General features: G+C 61.5%; 16 protein-coding genes and 2 pseudogenes. 7 read left to right on the top strand and 11 right to left on the bottom strand.

All coding sequences use genetic code 11. The annotated features are described in order from the left end of the window. Window positions 1-9 precede the first annotated feature (9 nt). The 3 genes from tnpC to tnpA form a co-directional block, all read right to left on the bottom strand. Window positions 10-1700 (bottom strand): IS66 family transposase gene (tnpC, locus tag EFQ99_RS31760; protein ID WP_239789231.1). Its coding sequence is split into 2 segments (ribosomal slippage): window positions 10-1148 and window positions 1148-1700, totalling 1692 coding nucleotides; the frame shifts between segments, so codons are not numbered across the junction. A gap of 59 nt (window positions 1701-1759) precedes the next feature. Continuing rightward, complete coding sequence (tnpB, locus tag EFQ99_RS31755; RefSeq protein WP_016737501.1) at window positions 1760-2110, bottom strand: IS66 family insertion sequence element accessory protein TnpB; 351 nt, start codon at window positions 2108-2110, stop codon at window positions 1760-1762. Further along, window positions 2107-2514, bottom strand: a complete 408-nt coding sequence (gene tnpA / locus EFQ99_RS36360; RefSeq protein WP_011053439.1) for an IS66-like element accessory protein TnpA — start codon at window positions 2512-2514, stop codon at window positions 2107-2109. The genes tnpB and tnpA overlap by 4 nt, the downstream gene beginning before the upstream one ends. On the opposite strand from tnpA, the gene EFQ99_RS31745 reads away from it, so the two are divergent. The 4 genes and pseudogenes from EFQ99_RS31745 to EFQ99_RS31735 all read left to right on the top strand — a co-directional run bounded on the left by EFQ99_RS31745 (window position 2486) and on the right by EFQ99_RS31735 (window position 4919). Further along, window positions 2486-2776: a hypothetical protein gene (locus EFQ99_RS31745; protein ID WP_008536527.1), complete on the top strand. Its 291-nt coding sequence runs from the start codon at window positions 2486-2488 to the stop codon at window positions 2774-2776. The genes tnpA and EFQ99_RS31745 overlap by 29 nt on opposite strands. A 32-nt stretch (window positions 2777-2808) precedes the next feature. After that, complete coding sequence (locus EFQ99_RS31740) at window positions 2809-2925, top strand: transposase (protein WP_008536526.1); 117 nt, start codon at window positions 2809-2811, stop codon at window positions 2923-2925. A gap of 86 nt (window positions 2926-3011) precedes the next feature. Continuing rightward, a pseudogene (locus EFQ99_RS36355) lies at window positions 3012-3159 on the top strand (IS5/IS1182 family transposase); the annotation flags it as partial. Window positions 3160-3989: 830 nt separating this feature from the next. Further along, window positions 3990-4919 carry a polyprenyl synthetase family protein gene (locus tag EFQ99_RS31735; protein ID WP_008536525.1) on the top strand — a complete coding sequence of 310 codons (930 nt, stop codon included), beginning with the start codon at window positions 3990-3992 and terminating at the stop codon, window positions 4917-4919. 188 nt (window positions 4920-5107) lie between these two features. Here the strand turns inward: EFQ99_RS31735 and fni are convergent, their stop codons facing one another. The 8 genes from fni to EFQ99_RS31690 form a co-directional block, all read right to left on the bottom strand. Beyond that, window positions 5108-6295 (bottom strand): type 2 isopentenyl-diphosphate Delta-isomerase, encoded by a 1188-nt coding sequence (gene fni, locus EFQ99_RS31730; protein ID WP_185171564.1) that lies wholly within the window; start codon window positions 6293-6295, stop codon window positions 5108-5110. Next, window positions 6261-7163 (bottom strand): terpene synthase family protein, encoded by a 903-nt coding sequence (locus EFQ99_RS31725; protein ID WP_008536520.1) that lies wholly within the window; start codon window positions 7161-7163, stop codon window positions 6261-6263. The genes fni and EFQ99_RS31725 overlap by 35 nt, the downstream gene beginning before the upstream one ends. Next, complete coding sequence (locus tag EFQ99_RS31720; protein ID WP_011053441.1) at window positions 7160-8713, bottom strand: hypothetical protein; 1554 nt, start codon at window positions 8711-8713, stop codon at window positions 7160-7162. The genes EFQ99_RS31725 and EFQ99_RS31720 overlap by 4 nt, the downstream gene beginning before the upstream one ends. A gap of 773 nt (window positions 8714-9486) precedes the next feature. Continuing rightward, window positions 9487-10830, bottom strand: a complete 1344-nt coding sequence (locus EFQ99_RS31710; RefSeq protein ID WP_011053442.1) for a cytochrome P450 — start codon at window positions 10828-10830, stop codon at window positions 9487-9489. After that, window positions 10830-11672: an SDR family oxidoreductase gene (locus EFQ99_RS31705; RefSeq protein WP_008536513.1), complete on the bottom strand. Its 843-nt coding sequence runs from the start codon at window positions 11670-11672 to the stop codon at window positions 10830-10832. Before EFQ99_RS31705 ends, EFQ99_RS31710 begins: the two co-directional genes overlap by 1 nt. Next, window positions 11659-13260: a cytochrome P450 gene (locus EFQ99_RS31700; protein ID WP_029875528.1), complete on the bottom strand. Its 1602-nt coding sequence runs from the start codon at window positions 13258-13260 to the stop codon at window positions 11659-11661. Before EFQ99_RS31700 ends, EFQ99_RS31705 begins: the two co-directional genes overlap by 14 nt. A gap of 5 nt (window positions 13261-13265) precedes the next feature. After that, window positions 13266-14546: a cytochrome P450 gene (locus EFQ99_RS31695; protein WP_011053445.1), complete on the bottom strand. Its 1281-nt coding sequence runs from the start codon at window positions 14544-14546 to the stop codon at window positions 13266-13268. Window positions 14547-14614: 68 nt separating this feature from the next. Next, window positions 14615-14794, bottom strand: a complete 180-nt coding sequence (locus tag EFQ99_RS31690; RefSeq protein WP_008536508.1) for a cytochrome P450 — start codon at window positions 14792-14794, stop codon at window positions 14615-14617. A gap of 1224 nt (window positions 14795-16018) precedes the next feature. Here EFQ99_RS31690 and EFQ99_RS31680 point away from each other — a divergent pair. From EFQ99_RS31680 to EFQ99_RS31660, 3 genes and pseudogenes are all read left to right on the top strand, one after another. Beyond that, a pseudogene (locus EFQ99_RS31680) lies at window positions 16019-16719 on the top strand (transposase); the annotation flags it as partial. Window positions 16720-18201: 1482 nt separating this feature from the next. Then, window positions 18202-18639 carry a DUF3846 domain-containing protein gene (locus EFQ99_RS31670; RefSeq protein ID WP_008536498.1) on the top strand — a complete coding sequence of 146 codons (438 nt, stop codon included), beginning with the start codon at window positions 18202-18204 and terminating at the stop codon, window positions 18637-18639. A gap of 517 nt (window positions 18640-19156) precedes the next feature. Then, complete coding sequence (locus EFQ99_RS31660) at window positions 19157-19867, top strand: nitrogen fixation protein NifQ (protein ID WP_008536495.1); 711 nt, start codon at window positions 19157-19159, stop codon at window positions 19865-19867. The last annotated feature ends 917 nt before the right edge of the window (window positions 19868-20784 follow it).

Here is a 20784-nt window from a genome sequence, read left to right as displayed (position 1 = left end):
GCGTACAAATCAGCCGATAAAGAGGGCGAATGGCTGACCATGACAGAGGCGGCGGCGGTTTTGGGCGTGACCAACCACCGAATACGCCACCTGATCAAGACGAACGTGTTGTCTGCCGAGCAGGTGGTTCCCGGCGCGCCGTATCAAATCCGGGCCAGCAATCTGACTTCGGCAACCGTCCAAGCCGCGATAGCCCGAAAGGGCCGCCCGTGTCGCATTGCTGACACCGAGACGCTTCCAATGTTTACAGATACTTAAAGAGGGAGTGCACAATGACTCAGGTCCGGCAACGCCGCGCAGGGCTCGTTCGGCGGCATTGTTCGTCAGACACAGTCTGCCGTCGTCGAGGAACCGGGCGAAGGCTTCCCAGCGACCCTCCTTCTCGAACATGTAGTTGATCGCCTTGGCGACGGGGTTGTGCTTCGACATTTGCCCGCGCTGGGCCATGAGCCAATCGTGCAGTTCTTCGACGAGCGGGCGAGCATGTTGCAGCCTCGCTGCGAGCCTATCCTCGGCAGGCATTCCGTTTATGCCGCGCTCGATGTCGAAGAGCGCGTCGATGCGGGCAACGGCCTCAAGCGCGACGGGCGATATCTCGTGGGCAGGTTTGCCCTTGCGCACGTTGCCGGCGATGTCAGCGAGTTCGAAGAATTTGCGCCGCGCGTGGCTCCAGCAAAGTGCGCTGATCACCAGCGCGGGGCGGCGGTCGGCACGATAGAGGTCGTTGTAGCCGCCATAGGCATCGGCTTGCAGGGTGCCGTGCCATCCGGCGAGATGCGTGTTGGGGTGGGTCTTCTCGCGATCGGGAGAGAAGTGGAAGAGTGCGGCGGGAGGCGCGCCGCCCGCGAAAGGGCGGTCATCGCGGACGTAAGTCCAGAGTCTCGCCTGCTTTGTTGCTCCCCTGGCCAGAAGCGGCACGGTGGTGTCGTCACCATGCAGCCGCTCGGCGGCCAGAACATGGGCACGGATCAGGTCATGGATCGGCTGCAGGGCCGTCGTGCAGGCTCCGACCTGATCGGCCAGTGTGGAGAGACTGAGAGCGACGCCTTCCCTGGCGTAGCGCTCAGCCTGGCGGTTCAATGGCTGATGTTGGCCGAACTTCTCGAACAGGATCGTCGCCAGCAGGTGCGGTCCTGCCCATCCCCGCGTGTCGCATGGAAAGGGGCCGGTGGCTGGCTGATCTTCTCGCAGTCCCGGCAGGTGAACTTCTCGCGCACCGTCTGGATCACCTTCCACTGGCGCGGAATGATCTCCAGCGTCTCGGTGATGTCTTCGCCCATCTTCACGATGCGGTGCGAGCCGCAGCAGGTGCAGGTCGACGGGGCATCGATGACCAGGCGCTCGCGCGGCAGGTGCTCGGGAAACGGCTTGCGGGCCGGCCGGCGGCGTTCGAAAGCGGAGACATTTGTGATTCTCGTCGCCACGCGTTCCGCAGCGATCTCGTCTTCGGTGGCGTCGGCTTCAAGTTCTTCGAGCTGCAATTCCATTTGCTCGATCAGCCGGGCGCGGCGCTCCGAGCTCTGGCCGTACTGCTCGCGACGTATCTTGGCGATCTCGAGCTTGAGATGCCGGATCATCGCCTCAGACGTCGTCACGACCGCGCGCACCTGTGCGAGGTCGGCCTCGGCAGAGGCGGCACGCGCTTCCGATGCCGCAAGCGCGGCGCGCAGACTGGCTATCTCCGAAGCAGCATCATCCATGGCCGAAAGCTACCATGCCGCATGCCGAAAGCCCAACAAAAACAGAGGAATGCAGGCGGTCAGCCTGCCTTCGAAGGCCGCTGCGTCCAGCGCGGGTTGCGCCAGTCGATCCCTTCCAGGAGATAGCCGAGCTGCGCCGACGATACAGGCACGGCGGAGCCATTCTGGCTGACCGGCCAGATGAACTTTCCAGCTTCCAGCCGCTTCAGGTAAAGCGACATGCCGACGCCGTCATGCCAGAGGACCTTGATCAGGTCACCCTTGCGACCCCGGAAGCAGAAGACTTCGCCGCCATGAGGATCGCGGCCAAGACCTTGCTGAACCTTCAGCGCCAGGCTGTTCATGCCGCAACGCATGTCCGTCACCCCGCCCGCGATCCACACCTTTACCCCCGCGGGAAACGCGATCATGACCCATCCACGACGGGCAACAGGCGGGCAAGAATGGTCGGATCAAGCGAGGCTGGGATCGTCAGCCGTCGGCCATTCGGCAGGCCGATCTCGATCGTCATGTCGTCTTCAAATCGCGGCCGTGAGGCTACCTCGCAAGATGCCGCCGCCGGTGGCGAAATCGTAAGTGGCACGAAGCCCGTTGTAGCGGAACTGCTCAGAAGACCACTACGGTATTCCCGACGCCAACGGGTCAACAATGACCGTGACAATCCATATCGCCGCGCCGTCACCGAGCCTTTCCGAAAGCCTTGTAGACTTTCCTCGACGATCCGAACCTTCTCTTCGTCCGACCAATCCCGTCGGCGACCAAGATCGTCGACGGACAAGACCTCAATGGGGGAAATGATTGTAGCGCATGACATAAGGCATGGACTTAAAGCCAATCAGCAAGTCAGGACAGACGGCCTTCGCCGGATGGGTACGTACAAGACCGCCTACTTCCTGCTGCAGAAGCTCCGGGAGGCAGCCGACCTTCGCCGTGATGCGATCAAGCTGCACGGTACGGTGCAGATCGACGGCAAGTATGTGGGCGGCGTCCTCCGCAAGGTGACAAGAAGGAAGAGCGCAAGGACGGGCGCAAGAAGGAAAATCAGAACGGCAAGCGTATGTGAGTTCTGGCGCTGAGGGAGGCCAACCGCCATGCACCGAACAGAACGGTGACGCGGGTGATCCTGGACGAGAACGGCAAGGATGCATGGGCGGCCGTCGCCAAGCATGTGGAGCCGAAGGCGCTCCTGATCGCTGACGAACACAAGGCGCAACCAGGGCTTTGAAAGAAAGCGCTGTATAGATCCACCTGCTCCGCCCTTTTAGTCCGCTAGCAAAAGGCGGTAGGGGACCGACTTTTCGAAGCGGTTTCCTGCCGGCCGACAAGGGCTACGGCAGCGCTGAAATCCTCGCCAAGCCGGTCGAGTGTAAGGCTTCGGCAACATCGCGCCGAAGAACAACTGGAAGGCTCAGTCGTCTTCTCACGCTGGGTCTATCGGCAGCGTAACCTCGTGAAACGTCAAAAGCATCGGTTCGATCGTAGTTGACGCAAAGCTGACAGTCGTGTGCGATCGCGCACATTGACAGGCTGGCATGATGCAAGCGCCGACGTGCATTGTGACCTCAACCCAAATCACTCCAATGCTGGGTTGGCCTTCGGACGGATCGCTCGCAAGGTTGACGCTGTTCAAATACTAGGCGGAGTGGCACAATCCGCGACTCCCGACACACGGTGAGCACCGGAAGACGCCTTCTGTCGCCATTGAAACATTCACTAACAATGATCTGGTGGCACACCAATTGCTTGTAGGAGCCCAGATCTCTGCCAGCAATGGTTCCGGTCCAAGCTCCAGTGGCTACTATCGACGATGACCAACACCTTTAGATGTAAGGCCCATCTTCGCCCATGTCGTACCGTACGAACGGAGCTCGTCAGCGATCATCACGCGCGGCGGCGTGCAGCCGATCCAAAGAGCTTTGTCACCAGCCACTGCTCAGCGCGGGAGCCTCTTCAGCTTTGGACCAAGACGTTGAGAGCGATGCCATTCTGGCCGACAGCGCCGCCGGAGCCAATGTTCTTCGCGCGCGATCGAAGTAACCGACGTTCAGATGTCAGGTCGCCACGAATGAGACTGCTTCAAGGGATTCCAGTGGGAGATCGCCTTGCCGAGTTAAGGCTCCCACTGGCACACGGTTTCATTGGTCACGCCGGTGCCGCATGTTGGCCGCCGCAATCCGCTAAACTTAACGGTGCCTTAGAACCTGAAGAGACACAGCGAAATCGGCCTTTTGTTTGGCACCGGTTGGACTAGGCCCGTTTTCGTTTTCGTCTCAAAAGTGGAGATGCGATATGATTTCGAATCACCAAGCCGACGTGGTTGGCGATAGCGACAAGCTCATCGAGCAAGCGCTGCGAGCTGCCATGGATACTGCTCTAAGTCCGGCTGCGCCGGCTCACCTGCGTGGAGCGCTGGACGCGGCAGTGTTTCCAGGGGGCTCCCGGATGCGCCCCAAGCTCTGCTTGAAAGTCTCCTATGTGTGCGGCGAAAAAGATCCTGAGCTGGCGACAAGAGCCGCGGCAGCAATTGAATTGCTGCACTGTGCCTCGTTGGTGCATGACGACTTGCCTTGCTTCGATAACGCGGCGCTACGCCGCGGCAGACCAACGGTGCACCGGCTTTTCGGAGAGCCTATCGCCGTTTTGACCGGCGATGCCTTGATTGTGATGGCTTTCAAATACCTCAGCTTGCAGGCTGCGCTAACACCTGAGTTGGGCGCGCGCATGATCGAGGTGGTTGCGGAGGCGGTCGGCCCCAGTCACGGACTGATCGCCGGACAGTCGATGGAGGCAATGACGCACGTCCCAATCGACCGCTATCACCATTACAAGACCGGCTCCCTCTTTGTCGCGGCGGCCACTTGCGGTGCCCTGGCAAGTGGTGCAGATCCGGCCCCATGGTCTAAGGTGGGGGAATTGCTCGGGCACGCGTATCAGATCGCCGACGACATCGCAGATACAGTCGGCCGCGCAGAAGTGCTTGGCAAATTGCCTGCCGTGGACACGCAGCTGAATCGACCCAGTATCGTTCGCGGCCAAGGATTGGACAGCGCAGCCGCCAGATTTTATGCGTATCTCGAACAGATAGGTGACACCATTCCTGCCAGCCCTCAAAAACGGTCCTTCGTTGACTGGCTTAATCATGCACTTTGCAAAGGCGTGGCTGGACCGGGAAAAGCCGGTCTGATTCAACAAACGGCGCTGGATTGCGCGCCTTTGTAAGCCCGAGTTACGGTACGCATAACCTAGCCGGCGGCATCATTACCGCTTCATCGTCAACAGCTGCTTCATGAACATTTCGTTCCCTGCATCGAACCGCTGGGCCAAGGTGGATTAGAGGTCTAGCTTTAGCGTTAACGGTTTTTGCAACCAGCTTGGAGGGCCGGCCGACAGAGCGGGCGACGCCGGCATCATCCGACTGGCGGATGCGCGGAGGGCAACAAGTGCGCGGAGGGCAACAAGCGCGCCTGGCGCAACGTCGCCAGATCAGGTGAGCCGGTGCAAAAGCAGGCGACGGCCAACTGGCGGATGACGACCTCGAAATGCGCAACGACCGCTTCGGTCGATACCGTAGCCGCCGGCAGCACGCCGGCTGCCTGCCCGGCAATGTCCGCACCCAGGCGAATGGCCTTGGCCACGTCGACGCCGTCGCGGATCCCGCCGGACGCGATAAGCTTCACCGTTGGCAGTGCCCGACGGACCGCCTGCAAGCTGGCCGGTGTCGGGATCCCCCAATCGGCAAACGCCATCGCCACTGCACGGCCGGCGGCATCGCGGGCGCGCTCGCCCTCCACCGCGGCCCAACTGGTGCCGCCGGCTCCGGCGACATCAATCACCTCAACACCCGCCTCGACGAGCGCGCAGGCCACCGAGGCGGACAGGCCCCACCCGACTTCTTTGGCCACGATAGGCACGCCCACGCTACGCGCGGCGCGAGCCACCTGCGCCAGTACGCCGTGCCAGTCGCGGTCGCCATCCGGCTGTAGCACTTCCTGCAGCGGATTGAGATGGACGATCAGCCCATCAGCCTCCAGCGCATCGACAGCCCGGCGCGCCAGATCAAGGCCGTCGGCCTCGCGCAGTTGCGCAGCGCCGATATTGGCCAGCAAGGGAATGTCAGGCGCCAGGCGGCGTAGGGCGCGCGTCAGCCCCTGGGAATTGCGCGATTGGAGGCTCACGCGCTGCGAACCGACGCACATGGCGATCCCCAAGGCTTGCGCCGCCTCGCTCAGGTGCCGATTGATGGCCTTTGCGCGTGGCATTCCGCCGGTCATGGAACTGATCAGCAGCGGCGCACGTATTGGCTTGCCTAACAGCGATGTGCGCAGTTCGATCTGCGTCAGGTCCAGCTCGGGCAGTGCGCAGTGTTCGAACCGGATTTGCTCCCAGCCGGCAGCGACCGTGGCTGGCGCCGTTCGCCGATCCAGCACGAGGTCCAGATGGTCGTCCTTGCGCCGGGTCAGGGCGTCGTCGCACCCGCTCGCTCGATCCGCCGTATTGGGCGTTGGCGTTGCGTCGGATCGGACCGAGGGCGCCGCGCGCACGCCGCCGCCTCCCGCGCGTTCACGCCGGCGCACGCTGGCCTCCCCCCGCCGCATCGTTGCCGTAGCGGCTGATCGAGGTCTGGTAGTACTTCGCGCGAATGACCGCCATGGCCTCGATTAACGGTCCCCATGGTGCAGGAAAGCGTTCTTTCACCATCACTCGGTGCAGCATGCGCGCATGGCCGACCAGCTCGTCGTTGAGGAAATCCTCCACAGGCATAGCCGGATAACGCTGCAGGAGCAGGATGGCAGCGTTGTCGGCTTCTCCCGCCGCCCTATCCTTGGCGCATCCATGCAGATCGTTCTGCAGGCGCCCTATCGTGGAGATGAGCCGCAGCACCTGGCGAAACGCCGGACGCGCGCGCAGGGTCGCCATGTCCAGCCCCCATAGCAACGACAGGCAACAGAACACGTTCGCGTAGGCGATCGAATCGATGGAATTGTGCAAGTATTCGGCGTACGACCAGCGTTCAGCCCCCGCCGCCTGCGCGGGTCCGGCGCGCAGCGCCGCGCAGTAGCACCGGGTATCGTTTAGAAGCTCAGTATAGTCGCGCCTATCGTAGGCGAGCGCGGCCAGGGAAGCGCGCAGCACAGCGCAGCCCTCGAAACCGGGGACCGCGCATGGCACGCCCTGCCCCAGCGCCTGCTCCACCGCGGCCAGCTGCTCCGGCGCGATCAGGCCAAGGTCGTTGCAATCGTCGAGCCAAAACAGTAGCGCCAACTCGCGATAAAACGCCACGATCAGCTTTTCGTCCTGCGGATCTCGGCCGGTGCGGGCGCTGATATCGTGCAAGCTCGGTTGGATACACTGCAGGATGTACTGTCCGCCCCTAACTGCTTCTACGGCATGCTCGTCGGCGAATCCGGTCAGGGAACGCCCCCACTCCAGTACTTGCTGCAGCGCGCTTTCCGTCGGGATCATTGCGCCATTCCTCCTGCTCCCTCGGTCGGGATGCGCCGCCCCCAACGAAGAGCCAGCCACAAGCCGGCGAGTTCGATCACGCGCACGACCCGGGTCGGGCAATACAATTCCTTGCCGATCCACAGCGGCGTCTGCGGCAATTCATGCGCCTCATGGCGAGCGAGCATCCACTCCAGCGCGTGCGCGACCGCCAGCGCGATGCGGGCGCGCCCTGTCGGCTCTTCGCGCCCATCCATCACGTGCAACGCGAACAGCGCATAGGCGGTTTCCTCAAATGTTGACGCGCGACCCGCGCCCCAGCCGCCGTCGTCGCGCTGCGCCTGCAACAGCGCCGCCAGCGCGCGCTCGTCGCGCCACTGGGGCGCGCCTTGCGCGAGCGCAGCGATTGCATGCGCGGTGGGATACAGCCACGAAACATGCCATTTGTCATTGTCCCATAGACCGTCCGCGTTGCGATTGGCCTCAAGGTAAGCGCTGGTACCGGCGGTGGGCTTTCCCAACAGTCTGAACGCATGCAGGGCGTGGATGTTGGTCGACACCGAGGCATTGCGCTCGCCGGGGAAGGTAACGAACAGCCCGCCGATTTCGAAGTGGCGCAACGCGTTGGCAGCCGGGTTGCGTCCTGCTAGGTGCAGGATGCACAACGCAACAGCAGTGTCGTCTGCATCGGCCGCGAAGTGCAAGGCCGGACCCAGACCGCGCACGCCCAGACAGGCATCGAGCTGCGCGACGATCACGCGCACCGCCTCGGCGAGCGCGGGATGCGAAAACAACCCGGCCAGATGCAGAGTGTACAGCGACCAGCATGGCTCGAACACGTTGATCGGCCAGACGCTGGGAACGACACCTTCGATGCCGCTGCGCGCCGCGCGCGATGCGGCCTGAAGATACCTGTCGGCACGCTCGACCTGTGGCGCGCTCGCCTGTGTGAGGGCGTGCGCACGCCACGCGGCGGTTGCCGCCGGGCTGATGCCGATGCTGCCGTCGTCGTCCAGGCATGCCGTGGTCGGCGACGTCCCCCAGGCTTCCCAGGAGTGCAACAACGGATGGCCGCTCGGCAGCGGTCCCACCGTCCCCAACTTAACCAGGCACGCTTGCCGCAACGGCAACAGCGCCGGGTAGCGCGGAAACACCACGTCGCCCACCAAGGATGTGGCCTCGCCGGAGATCTGCGGCAGGATCAGCTCCGCGCCTACCGGCGCGTCTTCCGGCACCGCATCCGCGTAGGGATCCGGCTGGCGCTCGAGGAACCGCGTTGCAGCCTGAACTGCGTCCGCAGCGCCGGGAAGAGGATCGGCACGCCGCAATGCAAGCAACGCCGCCCACGTGGGTACATGGCGGAACAGTGGGAAGTCAGCACTTCCCCACCCGCCATCGGCCTGTTGCTGCGCCATGAGCCACGCGTATCCGTTCTGCCGACCGGTGACGTTGCCGCTGAACTGCAAAACGCGCGCCGTGTCGTAAACGGACGGACTCACGCTGCCGCCATCGCGCGTCTCGTTCAGCAAGTGGCGCAATTCAGAAAGGATCTGTTCGGACAGCGCACTCATGCGGGATGTTCCCTCTGCAGGCAGTTGACGAGAAGCGCGGCGAAGCGCACCTATGCTGGCGGCGGTCCGCGGTGGGCAACCGCTCCGATCTGCGCCGTGGAATCGAACACAATGTAGCATCTAGCGGTGCCGCCGGCCGATCGCAGCGGTACGGCGGCGCCTCCGTGCGGACCGGCGCCAATGCGCACGGCGCGTGCTTGAACAGATACCCTTTTGGCCCGCTGCACGGCCTGCGCCAACCGCTCCGCACGCGGGCGCAGCGAGGTGATGGCTTCCTCGGCCTCTGGCCATAGGCCCGGCACTGACTGGGGCGCTGCATGCAGCTTCGTGATCGGCACGCCGGTTGCTTTCTTCTCCGCCGCATGCTTGCCGGGGGCTTGCCCAGCGTCGCGTCATCCGCTGGCGTGTCATCCTCGACCACCTACAATACAAGGCCGAAACAGGCGCGATAGCGATCCAGTGCGCGGTACAGAGTAAAGCGCGGCATCCTCCGCGACGGCGCATAGCGCGCCAATGCCTATGGACGCGCGCACCGGCAATCCGCCGCACGCCTGCGCGCCCGATCCGCCGAACGGGGAAACGCCAGTTCGGTCGTCGTTTAGCGTGGAACCCTTCTGCATGTTGTTCATCTCCTTCTACCTGACAGAGAATGCCGCGGCGAGCGGCGAGCCGCCGCGGTGCTGCCGGCGTCGCACCGCGCGCGCGCGCCGAGTGCAGCAATGCCGCCCATCGTCGTCGCCGCTGCCTCTTGACACGGGGCAGAGGATCCCAGCTCATGAGAATCCGATGCGGACTGTCATGGACGGATGTGCGGTCGGGTAATAGCGCCGGCCTTTTTCGACGCCGCTCATCAATCGCGGCCGCACCCCGGCCTCCTGCATGGTCAATGCCAAGGCGATGCTGAACTGCACCAGCTCCAGCCATACAAGGTGATAGCCCATGCAGACGTGTGGGCCGGCACCGAACTGCAGCATGTCCACCGGCCGGATCGGCTCCGTGCGTTGCAGCCACCGCCCCAGACGGAACTGATCGGGCGCTTCGTGCAGCAGCGGCGAGGTCGAGAAATGCAGTAGTGGGATGCACAAATGAGTGCCCGAAGGAATGCGCCGCTGGCCGAGTTGTAATTCCTGCATCGCGCGACGCGGTACGAGCGAGGAAGCCGGATGCATTCGTAGCGTCTCCCGAAACAGCGCCTCTGCGACCGGACATTGCGCCAGGTCCTCGTGCCCGGTCGGCACCGCGCCCACGCGTTGCGCCTCTTCGACCAGGGCGTCCCACAGCTCTGGATGCTGCGCCAGCTCGATCACCATCCAGGCTATCGTCGAGGCGGAGGTCTCGTGGCCGGCAAGCAGCAGCAAGCGGATATTGGCGACCAGGACGTCATCGGAGAGCGCGCCATCGCTGCAATCGAAGGCGCTCACCATGTCGTTGATCAACCCGGTGCGCGCGGCGCGCGCGCGCGCGTCCCGGATGAACTGGCGCGACTGCGCGTCGATCCAATCGCGGGCGGCGCGGCCGCGTCGCAAGGGCATCCCCGGCAGGTCGATCGGGGGCGCGACCATCAATTGTAGCAGTTGCCGATACTTGCGATGCCACTCCGACAGGTCTTGGGCGGGGATGCCCATGAGACTGAAGGTGAGTTTGAGCATCAGGTTGCGGGTGTCTGGCAGGATAGCGACTTCACCGCGGTCGCGCCACGCCTTGACCTGAGCCCTAATAATTGGTTCGAACAGCTCGCCAATGCCGGCCTCGGTCAGACCCCTCGGCAGAAACGCCGCTTTTATCCCATCGCGCGCCTGCCGGTGCGCGCTACCGTCCAAAGTGACCAACGTTCCGCCAAGGATGTCGGGCGCCATCTCTTCGATCAGTGCCGAGGACACTTCCTTGTGCCGGAGCAATGCGAGCGCATCTGGATCCAGGCATGTCATCAGGTGTCCGGCCGGGCCGAAGTCCAGCCAGAAGTGGCTGCCTAGGGTCCTTTCCGCGCGCCGCAGCAGGCGCGGCAGATCGCAGACGATGGCGGGAAGATGCCCGACCAGGGGGAAAGCGCCAGGCATGACCGGGATGTCGTCCCGTAGCCGGCGCCAGCGGTTCAGCGGGTTGAGCAGCATGTCCATCACCAATGCGACGCTGCGGCTGCTTCGGCGGCGTCACCGGCCGGCCGAGCCGCGCTGTTGCCACCGTCGGCGTAGGTTGGAACATGCGCCAACATGCCGCCGTCGATGCACACCACCTGGCCGGTGATGAACGCAGCCTCCTCCGAGAGCAGGAACGCGACCAGCGCGGCTACGTCCTCGGGGCGGCCGACGTGCGGCAGGAGCTGGTGCCGGTGTAGATGCCGTTGCATGCACTCGTCCAGCTTGGCGAAGAGACGTTCGGTCATGACAAGACCTGGCGCAACCGCGTTGCAGCGGATCTTCGCGTGTCCGTATTGGGTGGCAAGCGAGGCCGACAGCATGTTCATTGCGGCCTTCGACGCGGCGTATGACGTCAGTGCGGTGTCGCCGCTGAGCCCTTGGCACGATGACATGTTCACGATCGCGCCACCACCACGGCCGATCATTTGTGGGATGGCCTGCCGGCAGCAAAGGAGCGTGCCGCGCAAATTGGTCGCCATGGTCTGGTCCCAGACCGCCACGTCCAGGTCGAGGATCGCGCGGTCGTGCGGAGTCAAATGCATGGCGCTCGCATTGTTCACAAGCACGTCGACCCCACCGAAGCGCCGCTTCGCCGTTTTGAACAGCTCTGCCACCGCCTGCGCATCTGCGATGTCCATGGCCACGGCCAGCGCTTGGCCCGCTTCGGCTGCGATCTGTGCGGTGCAGGCGATGGCAGCGGGGCCATCAATGTCGGCCACCACCACTCTGCCGCCCTCGCGCGCGATGGCGAGGGCGCATGCCTTGCCGATCCCGGCGCCGGCGCCGGTCACCACGGCCACCTTGCCTTTAAATCGTTCCATCATGTTCTCCTGGATTGCGTAGGTCTTTCGCTGCATGTCGCTCAGCGTCTGCCGGAGAGGGCGTAGGGCCGGGGTTGGTGCAATGGTCATCGCCGGCTTCGCTTTCGATCACCCGAATGGCCGCGACCGGGCACTGGCTGGCTGCTAGGCGCACGGCGGCGTGCAGCGCCTGCGGGACCGTCGCCATGCACACTTCCGCCACGCCGTCCGGCTCGCGCTGACGAAAGGTGCCCGGCAGCGTCAACACGCACTGACCAGTGGTTCCGCACAGGTCCTGGTCGACCACGACGCGAACCTCAGCCGCCGCCTGCGCGTGCAGCCGCACCGGCAGCGCGCGGAACGTCCTAAGGAACGCTGAGGGCTCCCGGGTCGGCTGCTCGGCCAAGGCCGACGTGGGGAAGCGAGCCTGGATCTGCGGCAGGCTCTCGGCCAGTTGCACCCTGGCGAGTTGAGCACCTAGGCAGAAGTGGATGCCGTGGCCGAAGCTCAGCATAATCTTTCCGTCGCTCGACATGCCAGGCCTGGTGCCGTAGAACCGCACCGGATCGAAGCGGTCGGGATCAGCGAAAGCGTCCGGGTCGCGATTGCCGGCCGCGATCAGCACGCGCACGTCCGCGTCCTTCGGGATCACCACGCCATGCAGTTCGATGTCGCGCTGGGCGATACGCGGAATGGAGCTGAACATGGCGGGCGCCTCGCAGCGCAGTACTTCTTCTACAAATGCCTCCACCCCTGCGGCGTCTCCCTGCAGCCAGTGCCGCTCCTCGGGGTAGGCCAGCATCGCCAGCACCGCATGGTCGATAGTCGCAGCAGTGGTGGCGAAGCCGCCCAGCAACATGCCCCACAGCATGCTGATCAACTCCGCGTCCGAGAGCGTATCGGCGTCGTCGGTGTGTGCGCCGACCAGTGTCGACACGATGTCGCGGCGGGGATCGGCGCGCTTGCGCAGTATGAGGTCGCCGAAATAGGCCTTCACCCTGGCGCTGGCCACGTCCGCCGCGGCGAGCTGTGGATCGCTGGCGTGCGGGCTCAGGCCTTCTAGAATGGCGCTGACGATCGCTGAGAGCTCGAAAACGTCGTCTTGGGGCATGCCGAACAATTCAGCGAAGACAAGCATGGGCAAGGCCAGTGCGAATTCCCGATGCAGGTCCACCGCCTCTCCTCGCTCCAGTGCGGGCGCCATGCCATCCAGGCGAGCTGCGACGATGCGCGCGATGCTCGGCCGCAGGTTGTCGATCTGGCCCACGGTGAAATCGCGCGAAATCAGCCGGCGCAGACGCGTATGCGTCGGTGGTTCCTTCATGGCTAGCGTAGACGCCAGCAGATTGAGCGACAGGCTGCTCGCCGCACGCGGGAAATAGCGCGCCAGTTCGGATGGCGCCGGCCCCCGAAACGCATCGCCCGTAGCCTTGAACGCCCAGTAGATGTCGGCGTGGCGGCTCAACAGAAAGAGGCCCGACGCCGCGCGGTGCACCGGATCGTGCTCTCGCAACCACCGCATGAACGGGTACGGGTCTTGGATGCATGCTGGCGACGCCAGCTCGGCGAAGGCGTCGTGGCATGCTGCCGTGGTGTCTTGCACGTCCATCTTGATTACCTGTCGAGTGGCTGATCTGACCGGTGCGCGCCAGGCGCCGCCAAATGAGAAGATTGCGATGCCGGGGGGCGTCCGCACCAGAGCACCGGCATCTCCTCGAACCCGCCGGTGATGATCTCCTTGCGCAACTTCAGTTCTTCGGGCGCCACGGCCAGGCGCAACGCGGGAAAGCGCTGGAAGATCGAACCGAATATGGCCTTCAGTTCCAGCCTCGCCAGCGCCGCCCCGATGCAATTGTGCTGCCCGTAGGAGAACGCCAGGTGGGGATTTGCGTCGCGTCCGATGTCGAAGACTTCCGGGTCTTTGAAATGGCACGGATCAAACGAGGTCGCCGGCAGGCCGACCAGTACTTTGCTCTCCGCGGGTATATGCACGCCCGCGATGGTAACGTCGGTCCGGGGATAGCGCATGATGCCGTCCCACCCCGCGCCAGGCGAATACATGCGCAGTATTTCTTCCACCGCCTTGTCAACCAGGGAAGGATCGCGGACCAGGCGTTCGCGCTGTTGCGGATGGCGAAACATGGCCAGCAGGCCGAATTCGATCTGCGCGACGGTGCTCTCGTGCCCCGCCACCAGCACGCCCGCCGCGAGGCCGATCGCCTCTTCCTCGGTCGCTTTGCCCTGGTCGACCGCGGCTAGCAGATCCGTCAGCAGGTTATCGCCCGGATCCTGTCGCTTGCCCCGTATTTTGCCGTGGATGTAGGCGCGGAGCTCTTCCCAGGCCAGGCCGGACGCGCTGCGCGGGCCGCTTTCATGCTGGTGCGTCATCACCTCGTCGGAGAGCCCTGCGAAAAAGGCGTGTTCCTCGAAGGGCACGCCCATCAGCGCGCTGATTACCTTGGCCGGAAGCGGAAAGGAGAGATGGCGTCGCAAGTCTGCGGGCTGGGGCTGAACCGCCAGCGTATCGAACAACTGCACGGTGATCGCCTCGACCTGCTGCGTAAGCAGCTTCACCCTGCTGTTGCTGAAGGCCGGCGCCACGATCGTGCGTAACCGAGCATGCTCGTCCCCTTCGTGCGAGACCAGCCATCCCGGCGAACCGAGAATGACCGAATCGGGGGTGAAATCCGCCGGAGGCATTCCCGCGGGCAGGAATGCCGCGTCAGACAGCACCGCCTTGGCCTCGTCATAGCCTGTCACCCACCAGCATTCGTGCCCGGACGGAAGGCGCACGCGGTGGATCGGACCTTTGGCGCGTAGCGCTAACATCTCGGGCGAGGGCTCGATGTGATCGACCCGCCACATCGGCAGCGTCGGCAAGGATTGTTCGGACATGGTGACGCTTCACTCTTTAAGCCCGGAAGGGGCGGAAGATGATGGGCAGACTGCGGGCAGCAAATGAGTTAAGGCAACGTGTAGACCACGCCCTCTGCGGCGATTGCCAGCGCCAGATCCTCCGGCCGCACGAACGGCGGGGGGAAGACACTTCCCAATTCCAGGCGCGCCAGCGCAGCGCCCAGGCACAGATGCGGCCCCTGGCCGAGCGGCAGGTGCGGGTTTTGCAGCCGGTTGAAATCGAACATGTCGGTATCGCCATAGGTCGGCCGACCGTAGGAATTGGCGCAGCAGGTTCGACCGCACCCGCCCACCGACCCGTCCGCAAACAGAACTTCCAGTCCAGTCCCACACCCCCGGCTTCCCGCCTGGCTCAAGGTCTGCCGCTTTGGCTGTACCGCTCGCGACGTGGGCGATTGTTGTGGGTCGCAAACGAAGAACTCTAGATCGCATCTAACACTCCTCACATTTTCCCGGCACACACAACCGAGCCACTATCATTGCCCAGCAAACCATCGGAACTCACGAGACGCGAACAGCGATGCGCCGCCCGAAGACCATCGCGCTGCGATTGGCGACATACCGTGACCAGAGCAAATCGCGTGCCGAAGTGAATTCGTGGGTTCAGCAGGCATTTCGTAGCAGCGCGTAGTGTCAAGCTCCCGCCATTCAGTCTCAATGCCGACAACCGCGGAGTACATGTCTGACAAAAGACTGCTCTAAGCCGGTCTGCGTCCGATAGTCGGCGACCTGCATGGGATGCCCTCGCGGCGGGCTTTCGTGCAACAATCCGCGCCATCTTCGACGTCGAAGTTGCCCCGCCAGTTTTCGTCCGATGGGCGGGAACGTCGTCGACTGCGCCGAGGCCGCCGCGTTAAAAGCGCCGGCTCTGGGCAAATCAGACTGGACCCGCCTCGACCCTCCGGTAGTAAAGTTTGCGGAGCTTATTTCCGCCAAATGCAAGTTCTGAGCTTGTAGTCATCTCGTTGACGTTGTTCTTAATGTTTCCACCCCCGCGCTTACCGAGACGGTCGAGCTTCTCGATCGGCGTAGGTAGAAAAGGCAACGGGAAACGCTCAAATTTCGAAGCATGTTCTCTTCCGGAAACATGTCATCTAATCAGGAGCGGCGGTCGGCAACAGTCGCCTGAGTCGGAGGTGCTTTCTAAACCAGACGATGCCCAATCCAGAAGCCTCCTGCCGAAGATGAAGCAATCGGGAGACCAATGCAGCATCTCATGGACCGCCGCACCGTGGTGAAGAAAGCGGTCCTCGGTTGCTGGAGGTTGTTGAGTAGTTCCATGACATCGAATTGAGCTTTAGCCTGATGAATTGGGTCAATACCTACACCGCTAACTAAGGGGTGCGCCGTTTACGCCTTAGGTCAAGCTGGGGGACGTTGGACTGCTCTGACCTGCCCCTGCGAATTTCCTCCAGAATTGATTAGAGTCCGGCCCATCAAAGGACGGACGAATGAAGAAGCAGAGATTTACCGAAGAGCAGATAATTGCGGTGCTGAAGGAGCAGGAGGCTGGTGCGAAGGCGGCCGACCTTTGCCGCAAGCACGGATTTCAGAAGCGACGTTTTACAACTGGAAAGCCAAATACGGCGGCCTGGAAGTCTCCGAGGCCAAGCGGCTGAAGGCGCTTGAAGATGAGAATGCCAGGCTGAAGAAGCTGCTCGCCGAGCAGATGTTGGACGCAGCAGCACTCCGCGAGCTTCTTTCAAAAAAATGGTAGGGCCTGTCGCGAAGCGTGACGCCGTCACGCATCTGAAGACCGTCATGGGTCTTTCGGAACGGCGGGCCTGCCAGATCATATCCGCCGACCGCAAGACGATCCGCTATCAGTCGAACCGACCGCCGGAAACCGAGTTGCGAGCGAAGCTGCGCGACCTCGCCAATGAGCGGCGGCGTTTCGGCTACCGGCGACTGTTCGTCCTGCTTCGGCGGGAGGGAGAACCGTCCGGGGTCAATCGCATCTATCGCCTTTATCGGGAGGAGGGTCTCTCTGTCCGCAAGCGCAAAGCCAGACGCCGTGCTGTCCGCACGCGTGCTCCGATTTCTGGTCGAAGCTAAGGCCAATGCCCGATGGTCGCTAGACTTCGTGCACGACCAGTTCGCTTGCGGAAGGAGGTTTCGCGTGCTCAACATCGTCGATGACGTAACGCGCGAACTCACACCGCGCCACTTGGCGTATTCAAAACCGCCGAGGCTCTAATCGCCGCCGGATGAAAATTCAGTGGCAGGTCAGCTCAGTTTCATCGCGATCATGTTTTTGTGGCTGGTTTGCCTGCCGAGTTCCTGAATGTATCGACCTGTCGCTCTCGCGCGTGGGCCGGAAGGACATAAATAGCAGGCTCAAGAAATAAACGACCTGAAGGAAAACCGAAGCCGCTAGTGTTACGGCGAACGCTTTGAAGATGGAAAGCGACGCGGCGTAGGCCGAAACAGCGCTGGTGCACGTGACCAGTAGCAGGATGCAAAAAAAAGTTCTAAAGGACAAGGCCTTGCTCCCGTTCGTTCGTCCAATACTTGAACTGCGTCGACGCTGACGTTTCGCCCGATTCGTCCACGCTATGAACGTGCATGACTTCGCCGTGAGTGCCATAGGTTGCCAAAAGTTGGGTCAGCGCGAATACGCCAAAGTGACGACTTCTTCTTTCGCGGCTTCCGACTCGGCAAATCCTGTTCGCCAGACTCCGAAGGCCGCCGCCATAGCGAGCAACAAGGCGGCGCCAGTATCTCTCCGGGATACGCAATAAAATCTGCCGCTTCCTATCTATTGCATTTTTGTACGTTCTCCGCTGAGGTCGCGATCGGCTTGTTTGGTGAGACACCTTGGTCATGCACCAAGGTCGCCAATCAGGCAAAATAGATTGATTGGATGCCATCATCCGCGTTTTGAATAACGCTAAAAACGCGGCACCGAAAACGCCTGGGGACCGAGCGCGAACTCGCGACCGCGGCTTTCAGCACACTTTAAGTCAGCCAACAGTGAGCGCGGCTGTTGCCCCGGTTGCGCTAGCCAAATGTCGTGATGCTCGGATGGAACTCGCCGATTGCAAATTTTCTTTCTGCTTTATACGTCGTAAGGGGTGCCTTGATAGAAGCTCCACTCGTTAGCTTCGAGTTCAGGCTCTCGCGTCTGCAGCATGGGAAATGATTTCTAATTCTGCCGGGTATTCGTACAACGTACAGATCTCGTCAAACTTGGAACACGCACCCGTTTGCATAGTTTGCCCAAGGTCGGGATCCGTTCCGCAAATTTGGGACAAATTCGAGCCATACGTGCGGCGACGCCGATGGCCGCCGCGTTCGATTGCTGAACCCGCTTAGTCGACTCGCGGCTGCCGGTATGGTCTAACATCGTCGCGTTCATGTTTGGCCCGGAGTTGGTATGGGGGCTGGCCGGAATAAAAACACGCCCATTAAAATATCTCAATAGAATCAACTGGCTGGGCGACATCGGAGCGACGCGTCCGGAGCCTGGCTTGAATTGAACCGAACCGAATTGGCGCAGGACCATTTACACAGCACGCTGAAATCTGCATATTGCCGCGCGTTGTCGCTATCCCAAGTTGATGCACGAGTCGCTTTCGCTCCCGTCAAAAGCAGCTGGGCACGAGCTCTTTTCAAGAATTTAGAAGGCAAGGATATGGAAAATTTTGTGTATCTGTTGGAGCCAGAAAGTGCGATCTTTCGCGCCGCTGAGCTCCCTGATCGCAACAGCATTGCATCGATCGCCGGTTTAATTGGCAGTGATCTTATTCAGATGATCCGCTTCGACGACATGCACTCGCTATTTGTTGGCGAAGAAGCTTTGCGAGTTGGGTTAACCGCCTTTACGATCTTTGACGGGTACCCGATCCCTCTTGCCGGGCAGATAGCGCTTTTGGGAGGCGATGGTAGTAAACCTTATCGTTCGCCGTCAATAACGATGACGGAAGCCGCGCGACGTTTTGAATGTTGCCGGCCGGTGCTTGATCCTGTGTTTGTTCCGATGGACCGAGTGGCGAACAAGGGCCTCATCGTTGCGGGCGCACTGGAAGGCCTGCAAGTGCGTATTGATCGCCGCTCCCCGGTGCTCCTATGAGCGCAATGACGAATGATAGGATCCAGGAGAATGAACTCTATCGCGCCGATTCGCTGAGAGTCCGCGAGCGTGGCGACATGGGCTCGAGAAACGGAAAGCTGACGCCTCAAAGCGGCGTTTACTACGTTGCCGAAGGCCTCCCGTTCAACTGGACAAAGGTCAACACTGAAGGTCGGAAGACGTTCAGTGCCGGTCTCCAACTACTCTGAGGACTATCGAAGAGACATATGATAACTCTATCGGCGGCTAACACGTCGTTGCGCAGCAATTGATCTTTGATCTTCCCTCAGATTGCTACACTCAGACTGCTCGATCGGCGCCGCAGATTGAAAGCCTGCGTTTGTCCGTTTGGCGATAACTGGGAGGCGGGATCGCCTCCCCGCTGCACGGGCGATCGAGTGATTGAAAAGCCGGCTTCAACTGTCACTTGCTCAAGCTGGCACAACCTTTGAATGCTCGCCTTGCGGGGATCAAAGCAGCCAACTGAATTCGATTATTGGAGAAAGCGACGAAGCGCATGCCAAATGTGCATCACATCGGGGTCTCGACGGTGGCGGTGCCAGCTGCGGACGCCGCACGTCAAACCGGCATAGCCGTCGACCACTGCGACGATTGCCAAACACGCTATTTCAGCCGACCATGCCAGATGGGTCTCAAGTTATATTTTGATGACTATGTGCTCTTCCGCGTTTTTTCGCGCGCACTTGAAGAAATTGAGATGGGGATTGCCACCGCGACCGAGGCAACCGGCCTTTCGCTTAGGGAGCTGCGGGATATACCAGCCCGCAGTTTCCCGGCAAGGCTTATCCGCGCTTTTGCCCTGCAAGAGGCGAGTGATTGCGTGCCTGATGCGGAGGAGCAACTGTTGCGCGATATGCTCCTAGGGCATGTGCGGCCAGGCGACCCTGAGGGCGTGCGTTTTGCTAAGATCATTGCGCGACGTTCCATGCGCGAAGACCACCTCTGGCGGGATCTCGGCTTGCTTGACAAAGCCGAACTTAGGAGATTGCTGTTCGCGCATTTTCCGGCGCTGGTGGCAGGCAACACCAACAACATGAGGTGGAAGAAGTATTTTTACCGCAAGATTTGCGAAGCTGAAGGCTTTTCCCTTTGTAGCGCTCCCAGCTGCAAGGAATGCGGCGATTTTAATGAATGCTTTCTCCCTGAGGAAAGCGGAAGTCTTTCTGGAGCGGCAGAGTTCGTCGGGCGCGAGATCTTGAAAACGTGAAGGCCACAGATGCAACTTGGCGGGCTTGTCCGGCGACGTTGAACCGATACGGGGGATTATTGCTCCCGATATTACGACTGTGCGGGCACGCGCAAATGCCACTTTCCTAAAGATGAGCGGTGATGTCGTCGTCGGATAATGATCATCGGTCAATTCTGATAGCACCTACTAAAATTGCCTTAAGCTCTTCGCCGTATTCGACTACGCGATCCACAATTTGTCGGAGCTGAGCGTATGGCCGGAAAAAAGCGTCCGCGACTAGCGCTTTAACTTGATAGCTTGCTCACGATCTTTGCTGTAGCCTTCGAGCATTTCCTCAGAATCTGGCCCGCTGACGATCGAAACCGGCTCCGTTGTCAATCTCAGCCAATGGCGAAACAATCCGGGCCTGCAAGACTGCAGCTGCCAAGCTGTCGGCATTCCCCCTATTTGTTCATGGAGACAGCATAACAGCGAGTTTGTTGTAAGCGACAATCTCTACTGTGCCTTCATATGCGTTCTGCTGATCATCCGGCCTTGATTCGACGCGTGGTGCGAAGCCGATCGGCCGTCAAGACGGTACCGATCTGCTTGGCTCTACGACTTGCCACACTACTTCTGTCCCTCGCCTGAGATGTAAGGATACGGACGAGATTTGTTGATCTTTGACGCAAGCGATTTCCAACCGACAAGACCTCGCAGCCGCTTCGTCCAGTTTGGCGGTTTCGAGACAAGAGTTTGTCGATCCCGCCTTCGAAAGTTCGGAACTAAATAGCTGAAGATCAGCAAAACAGCTGTTTTATATGCTGCTGCCCACATGGCACGGGTTTTGAAGATTGCCATGCGAGGCGGCGCGAGCTGCCTGCCTTTTACTCAGCGATGGATGGAACGAAAGAAGGAAGGCGATATGTCAGATTTGCGTCAAATCGCATTTTACG

This window comes from Rhizobium vallis (genome assembly GCF_003985155.1).
In the GTDB taxonomy this organism is placed as follows: domain Bacteria; phylum Pseudomonadota; class Alphaproteobacteria; order Rhizobiales; family Rhizobiaceae; genus Rhizobium; species Rhizobium vallis.
The sequence above is the reverse complement of the archived record's forward strand: the minus strand, read 5'-3'. Positions and strand labels throughout refer to the sequence as shown.

What these genes read in the sequence shown, in the direction of transcription:
- tnpB (WP_016737501.1), bottom strand. Translation starts at nt 2,110, where the DNA reads ATGATCGCGTTTCCCGCGGGGGTAAAGGTGTGGATCGCGGGCGGGGTG.
- EFQ99_RS31745 (WP_008536527.1), top strand. Translation starts at nt 2,486, where the DNA reads ATGGGGGAAATGATTGTAGCGCATGACATAAGGCATGGACTTAAAGCC.
- tnpA (WP_011053439.1), bottom strand. Translation starts at nt 2,514, where the DNA reads ATGTCATGCGCTACAATCATTTCCCCCATTGAGGTCTTGTCCGTCGAC.
- EFQ99_RS31735 (WP_008536525.1), top strand. Translation starts at nt 3,990, where the DNA reads ATGATTTCGAATCACCAAGCCGACGTGGTTGGCGATAGCGACAAGCTC.
- fni (WP_185171564.1), bottom strand. Translation starts at nt 6,295, where the DNA reads ATGCGGCGGGGGGAGGCCAGCGTGCGCCGGCGTGAACGCGCGGGAGGC.
- EFQ99_RS31725 (WP_008536520.1), bottom strand. Translation starts at nt 7,163, where the DNA reads ATGATCCCGACGGAAAGCGCGCTGCAGCAAGTACTGGAGTGGGGGCGT.
- EFQ99_RS31720 (WP_011053441.1), bottom strand. Translation starts at nt 8,713, where the DNA reads ATGAGTGCGCTGTCCGAACAGATCCTTTCTGAATTGCGCCACTTGCTG.
- EFQ99_RS31710 (WP_011053442.1), bottom strand. Translation starts at nt 10,830, where the DNA reads ATGGACATGCTGCTCAACCCGCTGAACCGCTGGCGCCGGCTACGGGAC.
- EFQ99_RS31705 (WP_008536513.1), bottom strand. Translation starts at nt 11,672, where the DNA reads ATGGAACGATTTAAAGGCAAGGTGGCCGTGGTGACCGGCGCCGGCGCC.
- EFQ99_RS31700 (WP_029875528.1), bottom strand. Translation starts at nt 13,260, where the DNA reads ATGGACGTGCAAGACACCACGGCAGCATGCCACGACGCCTTCGCCGAG.
- EFQ99_RS31695 (WP_011053445.1), bottom strand. Translation starts at nt 14,546, where the DNA reads ATGTCCGAACAATCCTTGCCGACGCTGCCGATGTGGCGGGTCGATCAC.
- EFQ99_RS31690 (WP_008536508.1), bottom strand. Translation starts at nt 14,794, where the DNA reads ATGTTCGATTTCAACCGGCTGCAAAACCCGCACCTGCCGCTCGGCCAG.
- EFQ99_RS31670 (WP_008536498.1), top strand. Translation starts at nt 18,202, where the DNA reads ATGGAAAATTTTGTGTATCTGTTGGAGCCAGAAAGTGCGATCTTTCGC.
- EFQ99_RS31660 (WP_008536495.1), top strand. Translation starts at nt 19,157, where the DNA reads ATGCCAAATGTGCATCACATCGGGGTCTCGACGGTGGCGGTGCCAGCT.